Consider the following 19,080-nt stretch of genomic DNA (forward strand, 5'->3'; position numbering starts at 1 on the left):
CGGAAGCTAAGCCCTCCAGCGCCGATGGTACTGCACTCGTGAGGGTGTGGGAGAGTAGGACGCCGCCGGACAATCTTTCAGATAGGGCCACCCCCAACGGGGTGGCCCTATCTGCGTTCCCCTCTTCTGGTTGATCGACCCGGATTCCTGACCCCGGGGCTACCCCGATGACGGTGGGCCGGGAACGGCGTGTCCAAGACGCCCAGGACCGGCAAGGTCACGCTCGATCCTGGTTGTAGTGGCCTCACCGCCGAGCGGAGACCCCTACAACCAGGATGTTGCACGGTCTGCGGATCGGCGACGCGGGGCTCGTAATCGACACGGAGCTCGTATCGGTTGCGTGTTGCGTGGCCGCACGTATCGGTTGATCGACTCGGGGTCACCGAACCGGCGGTATCCGCAGGCGCCAGACACCCCGATATCCAAGAACCCGAGTCGACCAAAAGACCCGCTGCGTTCGACCCGCGCTGTGCAGACCCGGACGATCCGGCCCGCGCCGCACGACCCGGGCAAGGCGCCAGGTCTGGGCTGGCTCGCGCCGGCACCGGGTCAGGTCTGGGCTGGCTCGCGCCGGCACCGGGTCAGGTCTGGACGGGGTCGCGCTGGCACCGGGTCAGGTCGATACTTCCGTGGTGACCTTCGGGACGTGGGAGCGCTCATGAGGCCGCCTGCCGGCGAGCCGGACGTTGCGTCGCGTACGTCGAATCAGCCCCGGCGTGGGCTGCAGGGCACGGCGCGGCTGGCAGCGGTCGCGCTGACCGTGTGGGCGGTCGTCGATGTGGTCCGCACCATCCTCATGGTGGGGCACTACGAGTCCCGCATCGAGATCGCCACCCATGGCAACGTCGACGTGGCGCCTGCCTTCTACGCGTACATGATCCTGAGCGAACCGTTCCCGTACGGATTCGTGCCGGCCGCGGCGGACTGGCTGTGGATACTCACCGCACTCGTCGCGGCGGCTGCCCTCGTCACCTGGCGGTACTACGCGCGGCGCACGGCGGAGTGGTTGGGAGATGCGGTGCGGTGGCCACCGGCCGGGACGATGTGGTCGTGGTTCGTGGCCGTTCTCGGCACCACCGTCCTCTACCTGCTCAGCTGGCTGTACCGCTGGGCAACCGCGGGTGACGGCAGGTTCCACGAGACGTCGTTGGACACCCGAACGGCGGCCTATCCGCTCTGGACCGCCGGGACGGTGCTTGTCGTGGTCACGGCGGTCCTGAGTGTTCGAGTCGTGCGGCGGACGGTCGAGGCTCAGGAGGGCTTCGGCCCGCAGACGTAGCGGGGCTCGGCGTCGTAGCGCCAGGTGAACTTCTCCCGCTTGACCACCGCGCCGCTCTTCTTGATGACCCGGAAGGCGTCCTGGGTGAAGCCGTTGATGCCGTTTGTCGCGATGCACGAGGGGCCGGGCTCCAGGTGGATCAGCTTCGGTGTGGTGATGTTGCGCCGCGGCCCGTACTCCGTCTTCACGCTGTCGTAGATCTTGGTGCTCCAGATCGACACGGTGATCGTGCTGGACGTGTACGACGTGTCGATGAGGACGCCGTACTCGGTGTTGTTGCGGAATTTGAAGTCCAGGTCCGGCCAGAAGATCGTCGACTCGATGACCGCCGGGTAGCGGTCGAACCAGTACGAGTGGGGCTTGTGCTCGACGTCCTCGAGTCCGGCGTAGTAGGTCGCGTTGAACAGCGTGGTCGTGAACTGTGAGGTGCCGCCGCCGACGCCCGGCACGAGCTTGCCGCCGAGGATGACCGGCGCGTCCCGGTAGCCCTGTGCGTAGCCGCGCTCGCCGGTGTGACCGTTCAACGAGAACGTCTTGCCGGGCAGGACGAGAGTGCCGTCCACCTCCTTCGCGATTGTCGCGATGTTCTGGCTGCGCGACGAGGCCATGCCGCCGGTGAAACGGGTGGTGAAGGTGGACACCCGCTCCTTGATGCCCAGCCCGGCCAGCTTCTCCGCGGTCAGCTCCGGTGGCGTCGGCTTCAGCTCGCCGGTCACCTCGCGGCCGTCCGCCTTCGGGAGGACCGCCAGCAGGCTCTGACCCAGGGCCGTGGTGTCCAGTTGTTGCCCGGGTCGCCCGTCCTTGGTGGTGGGTCGGCCACCGGCGATGGTCATCGTGGCGTCCTTCGGCGGCACCTCGACGGCGGCCAGGCTGTCGCCCAGCGCCGATCGCAGTCGCTTGACGTCCACCGACGGGGTCAGCTTGCCGGCCTTGTCGGCGGTGAACCGCAGGCTCTTCGCGATGGCGGCTGGCGGGACCTGCACCGACCCCTTGTCGGTGCGCAGGGTGACCGGTGCGGCGACCGCCGGCTTGGCCAGCTCGCTGACCAGCCGGTCCAGCTCCTCCGGGGTGGTCGCCGGGTGGCTCTCCACGAGTGGCACGGTGACCGGGGTGCCGGCCAGCCAGCCCGCGCGCACCACCTCGGCCGAGCGCTGCGGTTGCAGGGTCAACCCCGGCTTGGGCTGTACGACCTTCGGCGTGGTGCCCTGGTAGGTGATCGCCGGCATCGTCATTCCCTGGGCCTGGTCGCCGAGCACCTTACGGAGCGCGTCGTCCAACCGGTCCACGTCGACGGTGACCACCGGGTCGACCGTGCGGGAGCCGACCAGACGGCTGACCGGGTGCGCGTCGGCCGCAGCCGCTGCCGCGACTGTCGCCGGCACGTCGACGGCCAACCCCACCTCGGCCGGGTCGATCTCGGCGGTCCGTCCGTCGACAGTGATCTTCAACGGGCCGGCGAGAGCCGCCGCCCGCCGGCCCAGCTCTGCCCGCAACTCGCGGTCGGCGTCCGCGCGGCTCCGGCCGCCCAGCTCGGTGCCGAGCACGCTCGTGCCGCGGGGAACGTCACCGGCGTACGCCCAGGCGCCGGCACCCGCCACCGCGGCGAGGACGCCACCGCTGACGCCTGCGGCGAGCAGCATCCGTACGCGGCGGGGTCGGCTCGGGGCGCCCTCCGGCTCGCCTGGGGCGGGAGTCGTCACCGGTCCGTCGTCCGGCCAGGTGACCGCGGTGACCTGCACGGTGGGCCGGTCGTCGGCGGGGGGACTCTTTTCGCCGTACAGCGTCACTGCAACCTCGATCGCCAGGGTGCCGCGGGAGATTACGCCCTCCCGGAGGCACCTACGGTAACGAATGCCCGGCTCTGCCCATCCGGTGCTGCTACCGCGTGTCGCTCGCGTGTCGCCGGAGCACGGGGGCGGTGCCGGCGGCGGACCGGAGGCGTGGCACGGTGACCGGGTGGACACTGCGGAGCGGGTGTTGGCGTACGGCGGCGATTGGTTGGACCGGGCGGGTCTCCTGCGTACCGATCCGGCCCGGTTGAGCGCGCTGCTCGCCGAGTCGAGCACCATGGTGTTGGCGTTGTGGCGGGACCGCTGTCTCGTCGACGCGGACGGGCCGGTCCGGCTCACCGCGGAGCGGGCGTCGCTCGTCCGGTCCGCCGCGGGTGAGACGGTCTTCCTGGGGCTCGACGGTGACGTCGCCGTGTTCGCCGTGGACCTGTCCGCACTCCCCGAACGGGCCGCCGTCGAGATGGCCGGTGCGGCACGTTCGGTCGACGTGCGGGCCCTGGTCGGGCGACTCGAACCGGGTGAGGCGGCCGTCCAGGCGTACGCCCGGGGTCTGCTGCACTGGCATCGGCAGCAGCGGTACTGCGGGACGTGCGGGGCGCCGGCCGTCGCGGACGGTGGCGGGCACATGCGCACCTGCACCGGCGGTGAGTGCGGGCGTCTCCTCTTCCCCCGGATCGAACCGGCGATCATCGTGCTGGTCGAGGCACCCGGCACGCCGGATCGGTGCCTGTTGGCCCGGCACGCCGGTGCGGCCGAGGACGCGTTCTCGACGCTTGCCGGCTTCGTGGAGATCGGCGAGAGCCTGGAGGACGCGGTCCGTCGGGAGATGGCCGAGGAGGCGGGCGTGACCGTCACCGACGTGACCTACCAGGGGTCGCAGGCCTGGCCGTTCCCCGCCGGCCTCATGGTGGGCTTCCGGGCCACCGCCACGTCCGACGAGGTACGCGTCGACGGTGAGGAGTTGCTGGAGGCGCGCTGGTTCACCCGGGAGGAGTTGCGGGATCGGGTGGCTTCCGGCCGTACGCTCGGGCGCGTCGACGCGATCGACCACCGCCTTCTCGAGGACTGGCTGGCCGCGTCCTGACCGGTGGGCTGCGCGGGAAACCGCCCGCTTTACAGTCGTTACATTATTGTAATCCGACTATATGTCGTCACGCTCCGCAGTAGTTCTGGCGTATCGCGCCGACCTCCGTCGTTTTTGCCACCTTTTGCCGGTGGTTGCCGCGACCCATCGTGACCCCGCGCTGGCGCTGGCCCGAGCTCCTGTTACTGCCGAGTAAGCCGGGGGTTGTGACCTACGCCCCAACGGGTGCACCATCAACCCCGATCGTTACCCGTCGGTAACAGATGTCGGGCCCGCGCAGGGCCGCCAGACCGTCACCGGCGAGCCGCGCGCACCCACCTCGAGGAGGAACCCGTGCAGGATCGGTTGAACAATCAGGGTCGTACCCGGTGGCGGCGGTTCGCCGCCATGGCGGTGCCCGCCACCGCCGCCGCGGGCGCCATCCTGTTCGGAATGTCGACAGGCGCGATCGCGTCCGACATCACGGTCTCCGGTCAGACCTTCAAGATCGGTGCCGATCGCCTTGAGGGCGACGGCTTCAAGCAGTACGGCGGCATCGTCCGGGAAAAGGGCAAGGACGGAAAGGCCGGTCAGGTCCACCCGATCGCGCTCTCCGAGATCAGCAGCGCCGAGCTGTACAGCCTCTGCCAGTCCGTCCGCGCGGATCTACCGGGCCTGCCGGTGGTGCTCACCATCAACGCCGGTGAGGGCAAGGAGCCCGCACGGGCCAAGGACCTGCTGATCGCCATGGACTCGCTGAACGGCAACGCGACCTTCACCAACATCAAGATCGGTCGGGACGCCACCGACCTGAACCCGACGGCGCAGGCCGGCTCGTTCGGCCAGAACTCCGACCACGTGACCATCACCAACCTGCAGCAGGTGTCCCGCTACACCACGGCGGCCACGTTCAACCTGGTCGGGCTTCGGCTGAAGGTGAACGTGGGCGAGGACGCCAAGGGCAAGGAGTGCTTCTGAGGTGAGCCGAGGCCCGCGGCGCGCCACCGCCGCGGGTCCGGCCCGTGTCCCTTCCCCCGCGTGGCCAGGAGGAGTACGTGACAACCGCGAACCCGTCCCACGCCCGGCCCGGTGGTCCGGCTCAGGCGTGGCGGCTCTTCCGCCGCTGGCGGCGCAGTCGGCCGTTCGCCGGCGGCCTGCTCACCGCCCTGGCCGGGCTGGAGATGTTTGCGTCCACCCGGATGACCCTCAACGGCCTCAGCTTCCACAGTGGGGCGAGCGGCCTACTCTCGCTGCTGATCCCGGTCATCCTGGTCACCTGCGGTCTGCTGCTGTGGTTCACCCCGGCGCAGCGCCTGTTCTACTCGATCGTCGCGGCGGTCACCGCGGTCTACTCGCTGATCGGGCTCAACCTCGGCGGCTTCTTCGTCGGTCTGCTGCTCGGCATCGTCGGCAGTGCGCTCGCCTTCGCCTGGACGCCGACCACGCCGCAGGCAGGCGGTGATCCTGCTGGCGTCGAGCCGGCTGGCGGTGAGCGGTCGGGGGTCGAGTTGGCTGGTGTTGAGGGGTCGTTCGTCGAGCGGACTGGCGTCGACGGGGCCGCCTCCCCGACGGCGGCCCCGGCGGCCGACGACGGCGAGCCGCCCGCGCGGCCGGGGCGAGCCGCCGATCCGCGCCGAGCGTTCGGCATCGTTCTGCTGGTCCTCGGCCTGGCCGCCGGTGTGCTTGCCATCCAACCCCGAGTGGTGCGGGCCGCCCCGAGCCGGCTCGCCCCGACCGCCTGCCCCACCCCGTCCCGGGATGCCAGCCCGTCGCCCAGCCACAGCCCGGCCACGCCGGCCGCGAGCCCGGACCCGGACGGCAACGTGGTCACCGACATCCTGGACGGAGTCGGCGATCTGCTCAGTGGCGGACGCCGTGCGGAGACCCCGACGCCGTCGGCGAGCCCGGCCGGCACGCCCACCGCGGGACCGACCGGCACGCCGACGGACGGCAACTGCCCGCCGTCGGCCCCGGGTGGGCCGGGCACGGCGACCCCCGGCGGGCCGGGCGCACCAACCCCGGCGCGGCCGGGTACGCCGACCCCCGCCGGGCCGGGCAAGCCGCTGCCGCGCATCGCCGCCGATCCCACCCTGCCGACGGTGGCACAGACGCCGTCCAAGCTCACCGGATCATCGGTCCGGATGACCGGGCTGCGGTTCGAAGGCGTCACCGATCTGCGTACCGTGACTGGTGACCTCAAGGTGCTGAAGTTCAGCATGCGCGAGGCGGTGACCGACGACTTCCTGCTCAGCGCCGACGGCCCCGCCGGCCGCAACCAGCGGTACGCGACGGACCGGCTGACCGTCAGCGGAAACGTGGCCTTCTATGCCACCAGGTTCGTCGGCCGGCTACTCGGCATCAAGATCACCCTGACGCCGGATCTGCCACTTCCCGACGGTGTGCCGATCACCTCGCCCATCCCGATCACGTTCACCGACCCGGCCATCGACCTGGCGTACGTCACGAGTGACACGCTGACCGCCCGACCGGCGTTGGCGCTGACTCTCGGCTGAACCGCACCGCCGTACGGTCGGGAGCGCCGGCGGTTGTCGTACCGCCGGCGCTCGAAACCGTCGCTGACTCAGAGCGGTCGCTGACTCAGGGCCGTCGGTGGCTCAGGGCCGTCGGTGGCTCAGAGCCGAGCCAGCGCCTGACGCAGCGGGTCGAGGCCCAGGCTGCCCAGGTCCAGCGCCTGCCGGTGGAACTCCCGCAGGTTGAAATCCGCGCCCTTGCGGGCCTTGGCGTCCTCGCGGGCCTGGAGCCAGATCCGCTCACCCACCTTGTACGACGGCGCCTGCCCCGGCCAGCCGAGGTAGCGGTTCAGCTCGAAGCGCAGATTCTCGTCCGGCACCCGGCAGTGCGCCCGCATGAACTCCCAGCCCAGCTCGGGCGTCCACCGCTCGCCCGGGTGGAAGCCGAACGGATTGTCCTTGGGGATCTCCAGCTCCAGGTGCATCCCGATGTCGACGATCACCCGTGCGGCACGCATCGCCTGGCCGTCGAGCATGCCCAGTTTGTCGCCCGGATCATCCAGGTAGCCCAGCTCGTCCATCAGCCGCTCCGAGTAGAGCGCCCAGCCCTCGCCGTGCCCGGAGACCCAGCACAGCAGTCGCTGCCAGCGGTTGAGCAGGTCGGCCCGGACAGCGGTCTGCGCCACCTGGAGGTGATGACCGGGCACACCCTCGTGGAAGACGGTTGTCACCTCCCGCCAGGTGGAGAAGTCGGTGATGCTCTGCGGCACCGCCCACCACATCCGGCCCGGACGGGAGAAATCCTCACTGGGGCCGGTGTAGTAGATGGCGCCGTCGCTGGTCGGGGCGAGGCAGCACTCGATGCGGCGTACCTGCTCCGGGATGTCGAAGTGGGTGCCGTGCAGCTCGGCGATCGCCTTGTCGGCGAGGGCCTGCATCCAGTCCCGGAACGCCTCCTTGCCCTGGATGGTCCGGGCCGGGTCGGCGTCCAACCTGGCCACGGCCTCGTCGACGGTGGCACCGGAGCCGGCGATGCGCCCCGCGACGACGCGCATCTCCGCCTCCAGGCGGGCCAACTCCGCGAAGCCCCAGGCGTACGTCTCGTCCAGATCGATCTTGGCACCGAGGAAGTACTGCGAGGCGAGCTCGTAGCGCTCCCGGCCGGCGGCCTGCTTGTCCCGCCCGTGCGGGGCCAACTCGGTACGCAGGAACTGGCCGAACTCGGCGGTCGCCGCGGTCGCCGCCGCCGCGCCCCGCCGCAGCTCCGCGCCGAGCGAGCCCTCCGCGCCCAGCCGCTCGACCAGCCCGTGGAAGAAGTTGTCCTGGGTCGGGTCGACCCAGATGTCGCACTGCTTGGCCACCTCGACCAGCTGCACCTTCGAGCTGACCTGACCGGCGGCGAGGGCCTCCCGGAGGGTGACCTTGTAGTTCTCCAGCGCGCCGGCGAAGCCGTTGAGGCGGGCCGCGATGTTCGCCTGCTCGTCGCTGGTCGCGGTCGGCATCAGGTCGAACACCATGCGGATCTCGTGCAGCCCGCTCTCGATCACGCTGATGCCGCTCGTCGTCTCGCCAGCGTCGTACCGGGCAAGGTCCAGGCCGAGGCGTTCCTGCATGGACTCCTTGGCGATCCGCTCGGACTCGGTCTGCGGCTCGGTCACCTCAAGCTCGGCGAGCGTCCGGCGGGTGAGGTCGGCGCGCGCCTGGTAACCCTCCGGTGAGAGGTCGTCGAGCTGGTCTTCATGGCCGGCAATGCCGACGAAGGTCGCGCCGGTGGGGCTCAACGGCGCCCACTCGGCCACGTAACGGTTGGCGATTTCATCGATTCGTCCCACGCTGCGACCCTACGTGACCGCCCCGCCTCCGTGTCGACGACGTTTGTCGTGTTCAGGCCACTGACGTGACGAGCGGCGCAAGGTCCGAAAGCCGCGCGACTTTGTCGGTGGGTTCCGGCAGAGTGTCAGGGGTGACTGCCGATACCACTCCTGACAAGGCGCCGGTTCGCGCCTGGTTGCCAGGCTTCGTCGCCCTCGCCGCGATCTGGGGTTCCAGCTTCCTGTTCATCAAGGTCGGGGTGGCCGAGCTGCACCCGGTCCAGCTCACCCTCTACCGGGTCGTAGCCGGCGCGTTGACCCTGCTCGTCGTCCTCGCCGTGCTGCGCGACCGGCTGCCCCGCGAGCCCCGGATCTGGGCGCACCTGACCGTCGTCGCCGCGTTCGGCGTGGCCGTGCCGTTCACGCTGTTCGGCTACGGCGAGCAGCGGGTCGAGTCGATGCTCGCCGGCATCTGGAACGCCACCACGCCCCTGATCGTGCTGCCGCTGGCGGTGCTGGTCTTCCGCACCGAGCGACTGACCGTGCGGCGCGCGATCGGGCTCGGGCTGGGCTTCCTCGGGGTGCTTGTGGTGCTGGGGGTCTGGGAGGGCATCGGCGGAGCGCACTTCACCGGGCAGTTGATGTGCTTCGGCGCGGCCGCCTGCTACGGCGTCGCCATCCCGTACCAGAAGCGGTTCATCGCCGGTAGCACGCACTCCGGCCTGTCGCTCTCCGCCGCCCAACTGCTGCTCGCCGCCGCGCAACTGGCAGTCGTCACCCCGTTCGTCGCCGGCCTGCCGCCGCTGCCCACCGAGTTGTCGGCGGGGGTGGTCGCCAGCGTGCTGACCCTCGGCGCGCTCGGCACGGGGCTCGCCTTCGTCATCAACATGCGAAACATCCGGGTGGCCGGCGCGAGCACCGCGTCCACAGTCACGTACCTGATCCCGATCTTCGCGGTGCTGATCGGTGCCGTCGCGCTCGACGAGCGGCTCAACTGGCACCAGCCGGTCGGCGCGCTCATCGTGCTGCTGGGGGTCGCGGTAGCGCAGGGTGTGTTCGGGCGCCGGAAGGCCCGCCCGGCGGTCGGCGTCGCCGCCCCCGCCGCCCCCGCCGCTCCCGCTCCCGCCGCTCCCGTCGCCGAGCCCGCCCACCACTGAGGGGCGCCGGCCCGGCCTGGTCCGGTCCGTGATCGACTCGGCTTCATTGAAGTCGGGGTGTCCAGGGCAGCAGGACAGACCGAATTCCTTGAAATCGAGTTGATCAAGGCTGAGCGGCCGGATCGTCGGTCGATCAAGGGCGAACGGCCCGCGGCGCCGGCTCGATCAGCGCTGAGTGGTCGGGAGCGACGCCGGTCAGGACTTTTCGCGCGTCCAGGCGACCAACTGGTCCGCCGGCCAGGTGTTGACCACCGAGTCGACGGGGACGCCGCAGAGGGCGGCCCGCTCGCAGCCGAACCGCTGCCAGTCGAGTTGGCCGGGCGCGTGCGCGTCGGTGTTGATGGCGAACCGGCAGCCAGCCTCCAGCGCACGACGGATCAGGCGCTTCGGCGGATCCTGCCGCTCCGGCCGCGAGTTGATCTCGACGGCGGTGTCGTGCTCGGCGCAGGCGGCGAAGACGGCATCCGCGTCGAAGTCACTCTCCGCCCTGGTCCGGGCGCGGTGCCCCCGGTCGCCCGGACCGGTCACCCCGGCCGGGCGGGACGACACCATCCGGCCGGTGACGTGACCGAGGATGTCCAGGTGCGGGTTGGCGACCGCGGCCAGCATGCGCCGGGTCATCTTCGACCGCTCGTCCCTGAGGCCGCTGTGCACCGAGCCGACCACCACGTCCAGCCGCGCCAGCAGCTCGTCGTCCTGGTCGAGGGAGCCGTCGGCGAGGATGTCCACCTCGATACCGGTGAGGATCCGGAACCCCTCCGGCAGTGCCGCGTTGACCTGCGCCACGTGGTCGAGTTGCCGACGCAGGCGCTCGGCGGTCAGCCCCCGGGCCACCGTCAGCCGCGGCGAGTGGTCGGTCAGCACCAGATATTCGTGGCCCAACTCGACCGCGGCCAGCGCCATCTCCTCGATCGGCGAGCCGCCGTCGGACCAGTCCGAATGGGTGTGGCAGTCGCCCTTCAGGGCGGCGCGCAGCGCCGTGGCCTCGGCATCCAGGTCGCTGCCCTCGGTCGCCACCAGCCGGCGCAGGTAGACCGGCTCCTCCCCGGCCAGCGACTCCGCCACGCAGCGGGCCGTCACGTCGCCGACACCTGCCAACTCGGTGAGCGTGCCGTTGCCGGCCCGCGCGGCCACCTCGGTCGCCGGCAGGCCCGCCAACGCCGTCGCCGCCGACCGGAACGCCCGTACCCGGTAGGTCGCCTCGTTGGCCCGCTCCAGCAGGAACGCGATGCGGCGCAGGTCGGCGATGGGGTCCCGGGCCTTCATCCCACCGAACCTAGTCGCTGCGGAACCGGTCAGGGAGCCTTCGGGCAGCCGTTTTTGCGCTGCCACGCGACGACCTCGGCGGCGGGGTCCCGATTGCCGCCACCGCGCCAGGAATCCAGGTACCGCGCCGGCCAGAGCACGCCGCGTCGGATCCACCAGCCGTCCTTGCCTTTACACGGTGGCGAGATGCCGAAGTGCACGTGGCAGACGTTGTTGGCGTTGCCGGTGCGCCCCACCTTGCCGAGCTGCTGCCCGGCGCGGACCCGCACTCCGGCGTCGACGCCGCTGGACACGACGCTCAGGTGCGAGCCGTAGTAGCGCACCCCGTCGTCGCCGAGCAGGGAGACCGACAGGCCGCCGTTGTCCGGGCCCTGCGGTCCACCCTTGGTGTACCTGTCGACGCGGCTGACCTCGAGCACCGTCCCGTCGGTCACCGCGACGAACGGTTCGCCGCAGTCGGCGAAGAGATCCGTGGCGGGGTACGCGCCGTGGGTCGGGTGGTAGTCCACGTTGCCGGCGCGTACCGGAAAGACATGCCGCACCCCGGCGCGCGGTGCCGTCGCCGACGGGCTGGCCGGCGACGGCTTCGGGCGGGCCGGGACGGTCGCCGACGGCGCGGCCGACGGCGACGCCTGCTGGTCGCCGGTCTCCCACACCGCCGACGGCGTCTGCGGGGCGCCGTCCGACGGCACCCCCGGCCGGGTGGTCGCGCAGCCGGCGGCCAGCACCGGGGCGAGAAGCAGCAGGATCGGGTACGCCGAACGCGCGCGGCGGCTGATCGTCGGCGAGGGCATCCGGTCATCCTGGCAGAACCGGTACCGTGAGCACGAGCGGCGCACGTGAGGGAGGGCAGCGACGGTGACCATCGCCCGACCCGATCCTGGCCCGGACCCCGGTGTCGCCGCACCGCAGGTGGCGCGTATCCCGTCGGGGCTCTTCCCCGCCGGGCCCCCGTCCCGCCCCACCTACCGCGAACCGCACCCGGTCACCGGTGGCGGCGTCGCGGCCGGCGGTGGTGCGGCGGCCACCTGGCTGCTGCTGTTCGGCCTGCTCGGCACCGATGTCACGAGCTACGCGTGGTGGACGGTGCTGGCGGGCCTGCTGGCGTGGCTGACCGCGTTGGTGCTGGTCCGCTTCGGCGACCGCGGGGTCGCCACCGGGGTGGCCATCGTCACGGCGGGTGGCTGGAGCATCGCCGCCGCCGTGGTGGCGGTCCGCTGGGCCACCAGTGGTGACTGGCCGCTGTGGTGATCGAACGGTTGTCGACGACTGCGGCGTGTGCCCGGTTGGCTGCGTAGCGAACGCCGTCTTGACGTAGCCGCCGAGACTCGGCACGCTCGGGACCATGGCCTGGACCACCCCGCGACAGGACCCCGATCGCAGTCGACGCCGCCTGCAGTTGCTTGCCGAGTTGGCGGGCGCCCGCGCGGTCCGTCAGCGCAGCCGACCCCAGCGGCAGCGCACCGAGCATCTGCGCCAGCTCATCGCTACCCGCCGTCGAGTAACCGGCTGATCCGACTTTGTCACGAATGACCGGCCCTTCGGGGCGTTGACGAGTCGCCTGCCGACCCGACCGGCTAACGTGCACGCGTAACGAGTCGACGCTGTGTCGAGGGCTATTGGGGGGACCGTGTCGTACTTCGCTGCGGCCGTGGTGCGCGACGACAGTGGCTGGACCGCCGCCGAGGTCAGCCTGCGTGGCGCCACCGACATCGACGAGGTCGCCGAGCGGCTTCGTGACGTCGACCAGGAGGCCGACGTGTCGCTGCTCTTCGTCGAGGCCGATGACGCGTACCTGGTGATCCTGCGTCTCGACGAGGGCGAGGACCTGCGGGTGTTCGGTTCGGATTCCGCGTACGCCGAGGAGTCCCCGCTGGGCGCGCTGCTGGTCGGCGACCTGAAGACGTCGGTGACCGGGCTCGACGGCGACGAGGAGCCACGCCCGGTGACCACCGGTGACGAGGAGAGCGAGCAGCCCGCCGTCGATCCGGAGGCCGATCCGGTGGGTGAGGCCGATCTGCTGGCCAACCTGGGCATCTCCGCGCAGAAGCTGCTGACCCTGTGCACGCACGAGGGGATGCTGCCGGCGGATGTCACCGCCGAGATCTGCCAGGTGCTCGGCTGTGTCGACGAGGTCGAGGAGCTGCGTGAGGTCTGAGCCGGCCGACGCCACGGACCCGGCACTGGAAACGATCCGGCCGGGGCAGCCGACTCCCGGTGCGGTGGTGCGTGCCGGACCGGGCGCGCACGAGGGCCTGGCCGACCCGGGTGAGGTCGGCCGTCGGCAGCGACACGAGCTGTGGATGCGTCGTGCCCTGGAGGTCGCCGTCACCGGCGTCGCCGACGCTGCCACAGGTGCCACGGATGTCGACGACGTGCCGGTGGGCGCGGTGCTCTACGCACCGGACGGGACCGAGCTGGCCATCGGGCGCAACGAGCGGGAGCTGACCGGCGACCCCACCGCGCACGCCGAGGTGCTGGCCCTGCGCCGGGGCGCCGAGCGGGCCGGCCAGTGGCGGCTGGACGGCTGCACCCTGGTGGTCACCCTGGAACCGTGCACCATGTGCGCGGGGGCGTTGGTGCTGGCCCGGGTCTCCACAGTCGTCTTCGGCGCGTGGGAGCCCAAGACCGGCGCGGCCGGTTCGCTCTGGGACGTGCTCCGCGACCGCCGGCTCAACCATCGACCCGAGGTCTACGGCGGCGTCCTGGAGGTCGAGACCGCCGCCGTCCTACGCGCCTTCTTCCGCTGAGGACTCCCCGCCCGATCACTCCGGCGGTCCGGCCACGGGCAGCGTGACCGTGACGATCAGACCGCCCGCCGGGCGAGGTTGCGCGTCGGCTGTGCCACCGTGTGCGCGGGCCACCGCGCGGACGATGGACAACCCCAACCCGAAGCCCCGCGTACCGGCGACCCGCTCCCGCGACAGCCGGCGAAACGGCTGGAACATCGTCTCGATGTCGTAGCCGGCGATCGCGGGACCGGTGTTCGTCACCGTCAGGGTGGCCTGGCCGTCGATCAGGGCGGTACGCACCTCGACCCAACCGTCGGTGGGCAGGTTGTGCCGCACCGCGTTCTCCACCAGGTTGACGGTGAGCCGTTCCACGAGCACCGGGTCACCGCTGACCGGGGCCGGTGCCAGCGACCGGCGCACCGGGACGTCCGGCGCCTGCCTCCCCACCTGATCGATGACGTGCGCGCAGACCTCGGCCAGGTCGACAGGCGTACGCTCGGTCAGCTCGTTCTCCGAGTCGGCCAGGGTCAGCAGGCCGTCGATGAGCCGCTCGTGCCGCTCGTTGATCGCCAGCAACGACTCACCCAACCGGCGCGTCTCCGCCGACGCCTCCGGCCGGCTGACCGCCAGCTCCACCAGGGCACGGTTGAGCGCCAGCGGGGTACGCAGCTCGTGCGAGGCGTTCGCCACGAACCGGCGCTGCCCGTCGAAGGAGCGGTCCAACCGTTCCAGCATCTCGTCGAACGTGTCGGCGAGTTCGCGTACCTCGTCGGGCGGGCCGGTGAGCGCGATCCGCTCGTGCAGGCCCCGGCCGGCGGTGTCCGCGCCGGCGATCCGCCGGGCCGTCCCGGTGATCTGATGCAGTGGCTGCAACGCCCGGCCGGCGAGCAACCAGCCGAAGGCGATCGCCACCGCCGACACCACGATCAACGCGATGCCGCCCTGGGTGAGCAGCGACTCCAACGCGTTGCGCTTCGCCTCGTCCTGCACCTCCTGCAACAGGGCGCGCACACGGTCGATGTCCTGCCCGCTGGGCGTCGTGGTGGTGGTCTTCGGCAGGTCGCTCAGTTTCACCCCGAACGGCTGCGGCATCCGCTGATCCACGAGCACGTACGTGACGGCCAGCAGGACCACGCCGGCCAGCAGGAAGAGGCCGCCGTAGATCAGGGTGAGTCGGGCGCGGATGGTCAGGCGCTTCATCGGATCTGGTACCCCGCTCCGGGCACCGTCTCGATCACCGGCGGGTCGCCGAGCTTGCGGCGCAGCTTCATCACGGTGACCCGGACGACATTCGTGAACGGGTCGATGTTCTCGTCCCAGGCACGTTCCAGCAGATCCTCGGCGGAGACCACCGCGCCGTCGGCGCGCAGCAACTCGACGAGCACCGCGAACTCCTTGCGGGACAGCGCCACGTGCCGGTCGTCCCGGCGTACCTCGTGCCGGGCCGGGTCGAGCTGGATACCGGCGCGGCGCAGCGTCGGCGGGGCCGCCGGGCGGGCTCGCCGGGTCAGCGCGTGCACCCGCGCGGACAGCTCGACCAGGGCGAACGGCTTGGTCAGATAGTCGTCGGCGCCGAGCGCCAACCCCGCCACCCGCTCCCGGACCGCTGCCGCCGCGGTCAGCATCAGGACCCGGGTCTCCCCGCCCGCGTCCACGATCGCCCGGCACACGTCGTCGCCGTGCACCACCGGCAGGTCCCGGTCCAGGACCACCACGGCGTAGTCGTTGACGCCGAGCCGCTCCAGCGCGGCGTCACCGTCGTACACCACGTCGACCGCGAACGACTCCCGACGCAGCCACTCCGCGATGGCGTCCGCCAGCACGGTCTCGTCCTCGACAACCAGCACTCTCACCCCTCCATGGTCCTCGGGGTGCGGTAACGGCGGCATAACCGCCGACGGTAACGCCGGGGATACGCCCGCTGCCGTGCACTGGGTGCCGACGTCCGACGAGTCGCGTCGGACCCACAGCGGAGGTGGACACCGTGCGGCGACAGATGCTCGCGATACCCGTCCTGCTCGCCCTGGCGTTGGCCGGGTGCGGCGGGGGAGGCGACGACGGCGGCGGGGTGGCGACCGCCGGTGGGGCGACGACAAGCGCCACGGCGACCGGCGCGCCGGTCAGCGATTCGGACAAACAGCTCGCCTTTGCCAGGTGCATGCGGGAGAACGGGGTGGACATGCCCGACCCGGAGGCGGGCGGCCGTCCCGGCTTCCGGTTCGGCGCGGACGTGGATCGGCAGAAGGTCCAGGCGGCCATGGAGAAGTGCCAGGACAAGCTGCCCAACGGTGGGCAGGGACCGCAGCTCAACCCCGAGCAGGCCGAGCAGATGCGCGCGCTTGCCAAGTGCATGCGGGAGAACGGGGTGCCGGACTTTCCGGACCCGGACGCCGACGGCAGGGTCCGCATCGGGCAGGGGGGCAACGCGATCGACATCGGCGACCCGGCCATGAAGGCCGCGATGGAGAAGTGCCGGCAGAACGCGCCACAGTTCGGGGGCGGCCGGTGACCGGCGTTTCCCGACGTGTACGGCTGCGCGCCGCCGTCATCGGCGGCATCGTCCTGCTGGTCGCCGCCGTGGGCGTGAGCGCCGCGGTGGGCTTCGGCGGCGGCGGAGACCGTGCCGAGGCCGGCGGCGCACCACCGGCCACCGCGACCGTCACCCGGCAGACCCTCGCCGACTCGGAGACCGCCGAGGGCGAGTTGGGGTACGGGGCGACGCGTACCGCCACGGCGAGGCTCAGCGGCACCATCACCGCGTTGCCGCCGACCGGGTCGACGGTACGGCGGGGCGGGGCGCTCTACTCGGTCGACAACGAGGAGGTGGTGCTCCTCTACGGCGGGTTGCCCGCGTACCGGACCCTCGCCCCCGGGGTGGAGGGTGCCGACGTCGCGCAGTTCGAGCGGAACCTCAGGGCGTTGGGTCACACCGGCTTCACTGTCGACGACGAGTACACCGGCGCCACCGCCGACGCCGTCCGCGAGTGGCAGGAGGACCTTGGTCTGGCCGAGACCGGTCGGGTCGAGCCGGGGCGGATCGTGTACGCCGACCGGGAGGTGCGGGTGGAGAGCCACCAGGCGGACGTCGGCGATCTCACCCAACCCGGCCAGGCGGTGCTCGCCTACACCGGCACCAGCCGGGTGGTGAGCGTCGAGTTGGACGTGGACGACAAGCGGTTGGCCAAGCGCGACGCGACTGTCGGCGTGCGGCTGCCGGACGGCCGGACGGTGGCGGGCACGGTCAGCACTGTCGAAACCGTCATCCAGGCCGGCGCCGCCGGCGCGGACGGGCAGTCCGGCGACGCCGAGACGAAGATCGAGGTGACGGTCGCGGTCACCGACCCGAAGGCCCTCGCCGGCTTCGACCAGGCCAGCGCCGACGTCGTGTTCACCGCGGCCGAGCGTCCGGGCGTCCTCACCGTGCCGGTGTCGGCGCTGCTCGCGCTCGCCGAGGGCGGGTACGGCGTCCAGCTCGCCGAAGGGGAGGCGAGCCGCGTCGTCGCCGTGACCACGGGGCTGTTCGCCGACGGCCGGGTGGAGGTCACCGGCGCGGACCTCACCGAGGGGACGACTGTGGTGGTGCCGAGATGACCGGCGAGGTGATCGTGCTCGACCGGGTCAGCAAACGGTACGCGGGAGACGTCGTCGCGTTGGACGACGTGTCGCTGCGGATCGGCCATGGCGAGCTGGTGGCGATCGTCGGCCCGTCCGGGTCGGGCAAGTCGACGATGCTGCACCTGATCGGCACCCTGGACCGGCCGTCGTCGGGAAGCGTGCTCATCGACGGGTACGACGCGGCGAAACTGACCGACCGGGAGTTGTCCGCCCTGCGGGCCACCCGGATCGGCTTCGTCTTCCAGCAGTTCCACCTGGCCCCCGGCGTCCCGATCGTGGACAACGTGGCCGACGGGTTGCTCTACTCCGGCGTACCCCTGCGTCGGCGGCGCGCACGCGCGGAGGCCGCGCTGGTCCGGGTTGGCCTGGGCCACCGACTCGGGCACCGGCCGCACGAGCTTTCCGGCGGGGAACGGCAGCGGGTGGCCGTGGCGCGGGCGGTGGTCGGCGAGCCGACGGTGCTGCTCGCCGACGAGCCGACCGGCAACCTGGACTCCGCGTCCGGCGCCGGGGTGCTGGAGTTGCTGCACGAGCTGCACCGGTCCGGCACCACAGTCGTGGTGATCACCCACGACCGGGAGATCGCGGAGGGGCTGCCCCGGCAGGTGCGAATGCGCGACGGCGCGGTGCGGCACGACTCGGCCGGTACGCCCGGAGGGGTCCGCTGATGGCGACGTTGACCCCGGCCCGGCTGGGACCGGCGGACATCCTGCGGGTCGGCGGGGTGGGGCTGCGAACCCGTCCGCTGCGGGCGTTCCTCTCCGCGCTGGGCATCGCCATCGGGATCGCCGCGATGATCGCGGTCGTCGGGATCTCGTCGTCGTCCCGGGCGGAGCTGGACCGCGCGCTCGACGCGCTCGGCACCAACCTGCTCACCGTCGAACCGGGCAACACCCTGTTCGGGGCGGACGCCCAACTGCCCGACGAGTCGATCGCCATGATCGGACGGATCGGCCCGGTGACCGAGGTGTCCGCGACCGGGCAGGTCTCCGACGCCAAGGTCTACCGGTCGGATCGGATCCCGGCCGCGGAGACCGGTGGCATCGCCACCCGGGCCGCCCGGCTGGACCTGCTCGGCACCGTCGGGGCCGAGCTGACGAGCGGCACCTGGCTCAACGAGGCGACCGCCCACTATCCGGCGGTGGTGCTCGGCGCCACCGCGGCGCAACGGCTCGGGATCATCGCGGCCGACCCGCAGGTGCAGGTGTGGCTTGGTGGGCGGGCGTTCACGGTGGTCGGCATCCTCGCCGCCGCGCCACTCGCTCCGGAGCTGGACACCACGGCGTTGGTCGGCTGGCCGGCGGCGACCGACTACCTGGGCTTCGACGGGCACCCCACGACGATCTACACCCGGGCGCGGGAGGCGCAGGTCGAGGCGGTCCGCTCGGTGCTCGGCGCGACAGCCAACCCGGAGGCGCCGAACGAGGTCGAGGTGTCCCGTCCCTCGGACGCGCTCGCCGCCGCCGAGGCGACCGACGACGCGTTCACCGGGCTGCTGCTGGGCCTGGGCGCGGTCGCCCTGCTGGTCGGCGGGGTCGGCGTGGCGAACACCATGGTGATCTCGGTGCTGGAACGGCGGGCCGAGATCGGCCTGCGCCGCTCGCTCGGCGCGACCCGTGGCCAGGTACGGACCCAGTTCCTCGCCGAATCGCTGCTGCTCTCCGCGCTCGGCGGGGTCGGCGGGGTGTTGCTGGGAATCCTGGTCACCTCGGGGTACGCGTTCTCCCAGGGCTGGCCGACGGTGGTGCCAGCCTGGGCGATGCTCGGCGGAGTGGGCGCGACAGTGGTGATCGGCGGGTTCGCGGGCCTCTACCCGGCGGTACGCGCCGCCCGCCTCGCGCCGACGGAGGCGCTGGCCGCCGTCTGACCGGCGCGCCTCGATGCGAAAGAGCGGGA

19 protein-coding genes and 1 rRNA gene are annotated in these 19,080 nt (G+C 71.8%); 14 read left to right on the forward strand and 6 right to left on the reverse strand.

The annotated features are described in order from the left end of the window. Window positions 1-71, forward strand: a 5S ribosomal RNA gene (gene rrf / locus ACLQ29_RS11755); the annotation flags it as partial. Between the two features lie 587 nt (window positions 72-658). Next, entirely contained in the window at window positions 659-1,279 is a 621-nt protein-coding gene (locus ACLQ29_RS11760) for a hypothetical protein (RefSeq protein ID WP_425771657.1), read from the forward strand. Here the strand turns inward: ACLQ29_RS11760 and ACLQ29_RS11765 are convergent. Next, a complete protein-coding gene (locus ACLQ29_RS11765; protein WP_425771658.1) occupies window positions 1,252-3,066 on the reverse strand; it encodes a VanW family protein in 1,815 nt (604 codons plus the stop codon). The genes ACLQ29_RS11760 and ACLQ29_RS11765 overlap by 28 nt on opposite strands. A 169-nt stretch (window positions 3,067-3,235) precedes the next feature. Here ACLQ29_RS11765 and nudC point away from each other — a divergent pair, with 169 nt between their 5' ends. The 3 genes from nudC (at window position 3,236) to ACLQ29_RS11780 (ending at window position 6,645) form a co-directional block, all read left to right on the forward strand. Then, complete coding sequence (gene nudC / locus ACLQ29_RS11770) at window positions 3,236-4,153, forward strand: NAD(+) diphosphatase (RefSeq protein WP_425771659.1); 918 nt, start codon at window positions 3,236-3,238, stop codon at window positions 4,151-4,153. Window positions 4,154-4,486: 333 nt separating this feature from the next. After that, a complete protein-coding gene (locus tag ACLQ29_RS11775; RefSeq protein ID WP_425771660.1) occupies window positions 4,487-5,110 on the forward strand; it encodes a DUF6230 family protein in 624 nt (207 codons plus the stop codon). A 77-nt stretch (window positions 5,111-5,187) separates the two neighbouring features. Further along, entirely contained in the window at window positions 5,188-6,645 is a 1,458-nt protein-coding gene (locus ACLQ29_RS11780; RefSeq protein ID WP_425771661.1) for a DUF6114 domain-containing protein, read from the forward strand. Window positions 6,646-6,764: 119 nt separating this feature from the next. Here the strand turns inward: ACLQ29_RS11780 and ACLQ29_RS11785 are convergent, their stop codons facing one another. Further along, a complete protein-coding gene (locus ACLQ29_RS11785) occupies window positions 6,765-8,435 on the reverse strand; it encodes a DUF885 domain-containing protein (RefSeq protein WP_425759505.1) in 1,671 nt (556 codons plus the stop codon). 131 nt (window positions 8,436-8,566) lie between these two features. Between ACLQ29_RS11785 and ACLQ29_RS11790 the strand changes: the two genes are divergently transcribed. Beyond that, complete coding sequence (locus ACLQ29_RS11790; RefSeq protein WP_425771662.1) at window positions 8,567-9,571, forward strand: DMT family transporter; 1,005 nt, start codon at window positions 8,567-8,569, stop codon at window positions 9,569-9,571. A gap of 195 nt (window positions 9,572-9,766) precedes the next feature. Here the strand turns inward: ACLQ29_RS11790 and ACLQ29_RS11795 are convergent, their stop codons facing one another. Next, window positions 9,767-10,837: a PHP domain-containing protein gene (locus ACLQ29_RS11795; RefSeq protein ID WP_425771663.1), complete on the reverse strand. Its 1,071-nt coding sequence runs from the start codon at window positions 10,835-10,837 to the stop codon at window positions 9,767-9,769. Window positions 10,838-10,866: 29 nt separating this feature from the next. Then, window positions 10,867-11,631: a M23 family metallopeptidase gene (locus tag ACLQ29_RS11800; protein WP_425771664.1), complete on the reverse strand. Its 765-nt coding sequence runs from the start codon at window positions 11,629-11,631 to the stop codon at window positions 10,867-10,869. A gap of 70 nt (window positions 11,632-11,701) precedes the next feature. Here ACLQ29_RS11800 and ACLQ29_RS11805 point away from each other — a divergent pair, with 70 nt between their 5' ends. The 4 genes from ACLQ29_RS11805 (at window position 11,702) to ACLQ29_RS11820 (ending at window position 13,587) form a co-directional block, all read left to right on the forward strand. Beyond that, window positions 11,702-12,088, forward strand: coding sequence for a hypothetical protein (locus ACLQ29_RS11805; RefSeq protein ID WP_425772027.1), 387 nt, complete (start codon window positions 11,702-11,704; stop codon window positions 12,086-12,088). A gap of 94 nt (window positions 12,089-12,182) precedes the next feature. Continuing rightward, window positions 12,183-12,350: a hypothetical protein gene (locus ACLQ29_RS11810; protein WP_393369162.1), complete on the forward strand. Its 168-nt coding sequence runs from the start codon at window positions 12,183-12,185 to the stop codon at window positions 12,348-12,350. A 117-nt stretch (window positions 12,351-12,467) separates the two neighbouring features. Next, on the forward strand, window positions 12,468-12,995 hold the full coding sequence (locus ACLQ29_RS11815; RefSeq protein ID WP_425771665.1) for a tRNA adenosine deaminase-associated protein: 528 nt from the start codon (window positions 12,468-12,470) through the stop codon (window positions 12,993-12,995). A gap of 145 nt (window positions 12,996-13,140) precedes the next feature. Further along, the gene (locus tag ACLQ29_RS11820; protein WP_425772028.1) at window positions 13,141-13,587 is read left to right on the forward strand and encodes a nucleoside deaminase; all 447 of its coding nucleotides are present in this window, start codon (window positions 13,141-13,143) and stop codon (window positions 13,585-13,587) included. Window positions 13,588-13,602: 15 nt separating this feature from the next. On the opposite strand, the gene ACLQ29_RS11825 is transcribed toward ACLQ29_RS11820, so the two are convergent. After that, entirely contained in the window at window positions 13,603-14,769 is a 1,167-nt protein-coding gene (locus ACLQ29_RS11825) for a sensor histidine kinase (RefSeq protein ID WP_425771666.1), read from the reverse strand. Continuing rightward, window positions 14,766-15,422 carry a response regulator transcription factor gene (locus ACLQ29_RS11830; RefSeq protein ID WP_425771667.1) on the reverse strand — a complete coding sequence of 219 codons (657 nt, stop codon included), beginning with the start codon at window positions 15,420-15,422 and terminating at the stop codon, window positions 14,766-14,768. Before ACLQ29_RS11830 ends, ACLQ29_RS11825 begins: the two co-directional genes overlap by 4 nt. 131 nt (window positions 15,423-15,553) lie before the next feature. On the opposite strand from ACLQ29_RS11830, the gene ACLQ29_RS11835 reads away from it, so the two are divergent. From ACLQ29_RS11835 to ACLQ29_RS11850, 4 genes are read left to right on the forward strand one after another with little or no spacing between them, the layout of a single operon-like run. Further along, on the forward strand, window positions 15,554-16,078 hold the full coding sequence (locus ACLQ29_RS11835; RefSeq protein ID WP_425771668.1) for a hypothetical protein: 525 nt from the start codon (window positions 15,554-15,556) through the stop codon (window positions 16,076-16,078). Further along, window positions 16,075-17,160, forward strand: a complete 1,086-nt coding sequence (locus ACLQ29_RS11840; protein WP_425771669.1) for a peptidoglycan-binding protein — start codon at window positions 16,075-16,077, stop codon at window positions 17,158-17,160. The genes ACLQ29_RS11835 and ACLQ29_RS11840 overlap by 4 nt, the downstream gene beginning before the upstream one ends. Then, entirely contained in the window at window positions 17,157-17,852 is a 696-nt protein-coding gene (locus ACLQ29_RS11845; protein WP_425771670.1) for an ABC transporter ATP-binding protein, read from the forward strand. The genes ACLQ29_RS11840 and ACLQ29_RS11845 overlap by 4 nt, the downstream gene beginning before the upstream one ends. Continuing rightward, complete coding sequence (locus tag ACLQ29_RS11850; RefSeq protein ID WP_425771671.1) at window positions 17,852-19,051, forward strand: ABC transporter permease; 1,200 nt, start codon at window positions 17,852-17,854, stop codon at window positions 19,049-19,051. The genes ACLQ29_RS11845 and ACLQ29_RS11850 overlap by 1 nt, the downstream gene beginning before the upstream one ends. Window positions 19,052-19,080: the final 29 nt, after the last annotated feature.

It is taken from the genome of Micromonospora sp. DT228 (genome assembly GCF_049841595.1).
Lineage (GTDB): Bacteria > Actinomycetota > Actinomycetes > Mycobacteriales > Micromonosporaceae > Micromonospora.

Bases quoted from the DNA above. Each gene is read 5' to 3' on its own strand.
- ACLQ29_RS11795 (WP_425771663.1), bottom strand. From the start codon at position 10,837: ATGAAGGCCCGGGACCCCATCGCCGACCTGCGCCGCATCGCGTTCCTG.
- ACLQ29_RS11825 (WP_425771666.1), bottom strand. From the start codon at position 14,769: ATGAAGCGCCTGACCATCCGCGCCCGACTCACCCTGATCTACGGCGGC.
- ACLQ29_RS11760 (WP_425771657.1), top strand. From the start codon at position 659: ATGAGGCCGCCTGCCGGCGAGCCGGACGTTGCGTCGCGTACGTCGAAT.
- ACLQ29_RS11845 (WP_425771670.1), top strand. From the start codon at position 17,157: ATGACCGGCGAGGTGATCGTGCTCGACCGGGTCAGCAAACGGTACGCG.
- ACLQ29_RS11800 (WP_425771664.1), bottom strand. From the start codon at position 11,631: ATGCCCTCGCCGACGATCAGCCGCCGCGCGCGTTCGGCGTACCCGATC.
- ACLQ29_RS11820 (WP_425772028.1), top strand. From the start codon at position 13,141: ATGCGTCGTGCCCTGGAGGTCGCCGTCACCGGCGTCGCCGACGCTGCC.
- ACLQ29_RS11810 (WP_393369162.1), top strand. From the start codon at position 12,183: ATGGCCTGGACCACCCCGCGACAGGACCCCGATCGCAGTCGACGCCGC.
- ACLQ29_RS11850 (WP_425771671.1), top strand. From the start codon at position 17,852: ATGGCGACGTTGACCCCGGCCCGGCTGGGACCGGCGGACATCCTGCGG.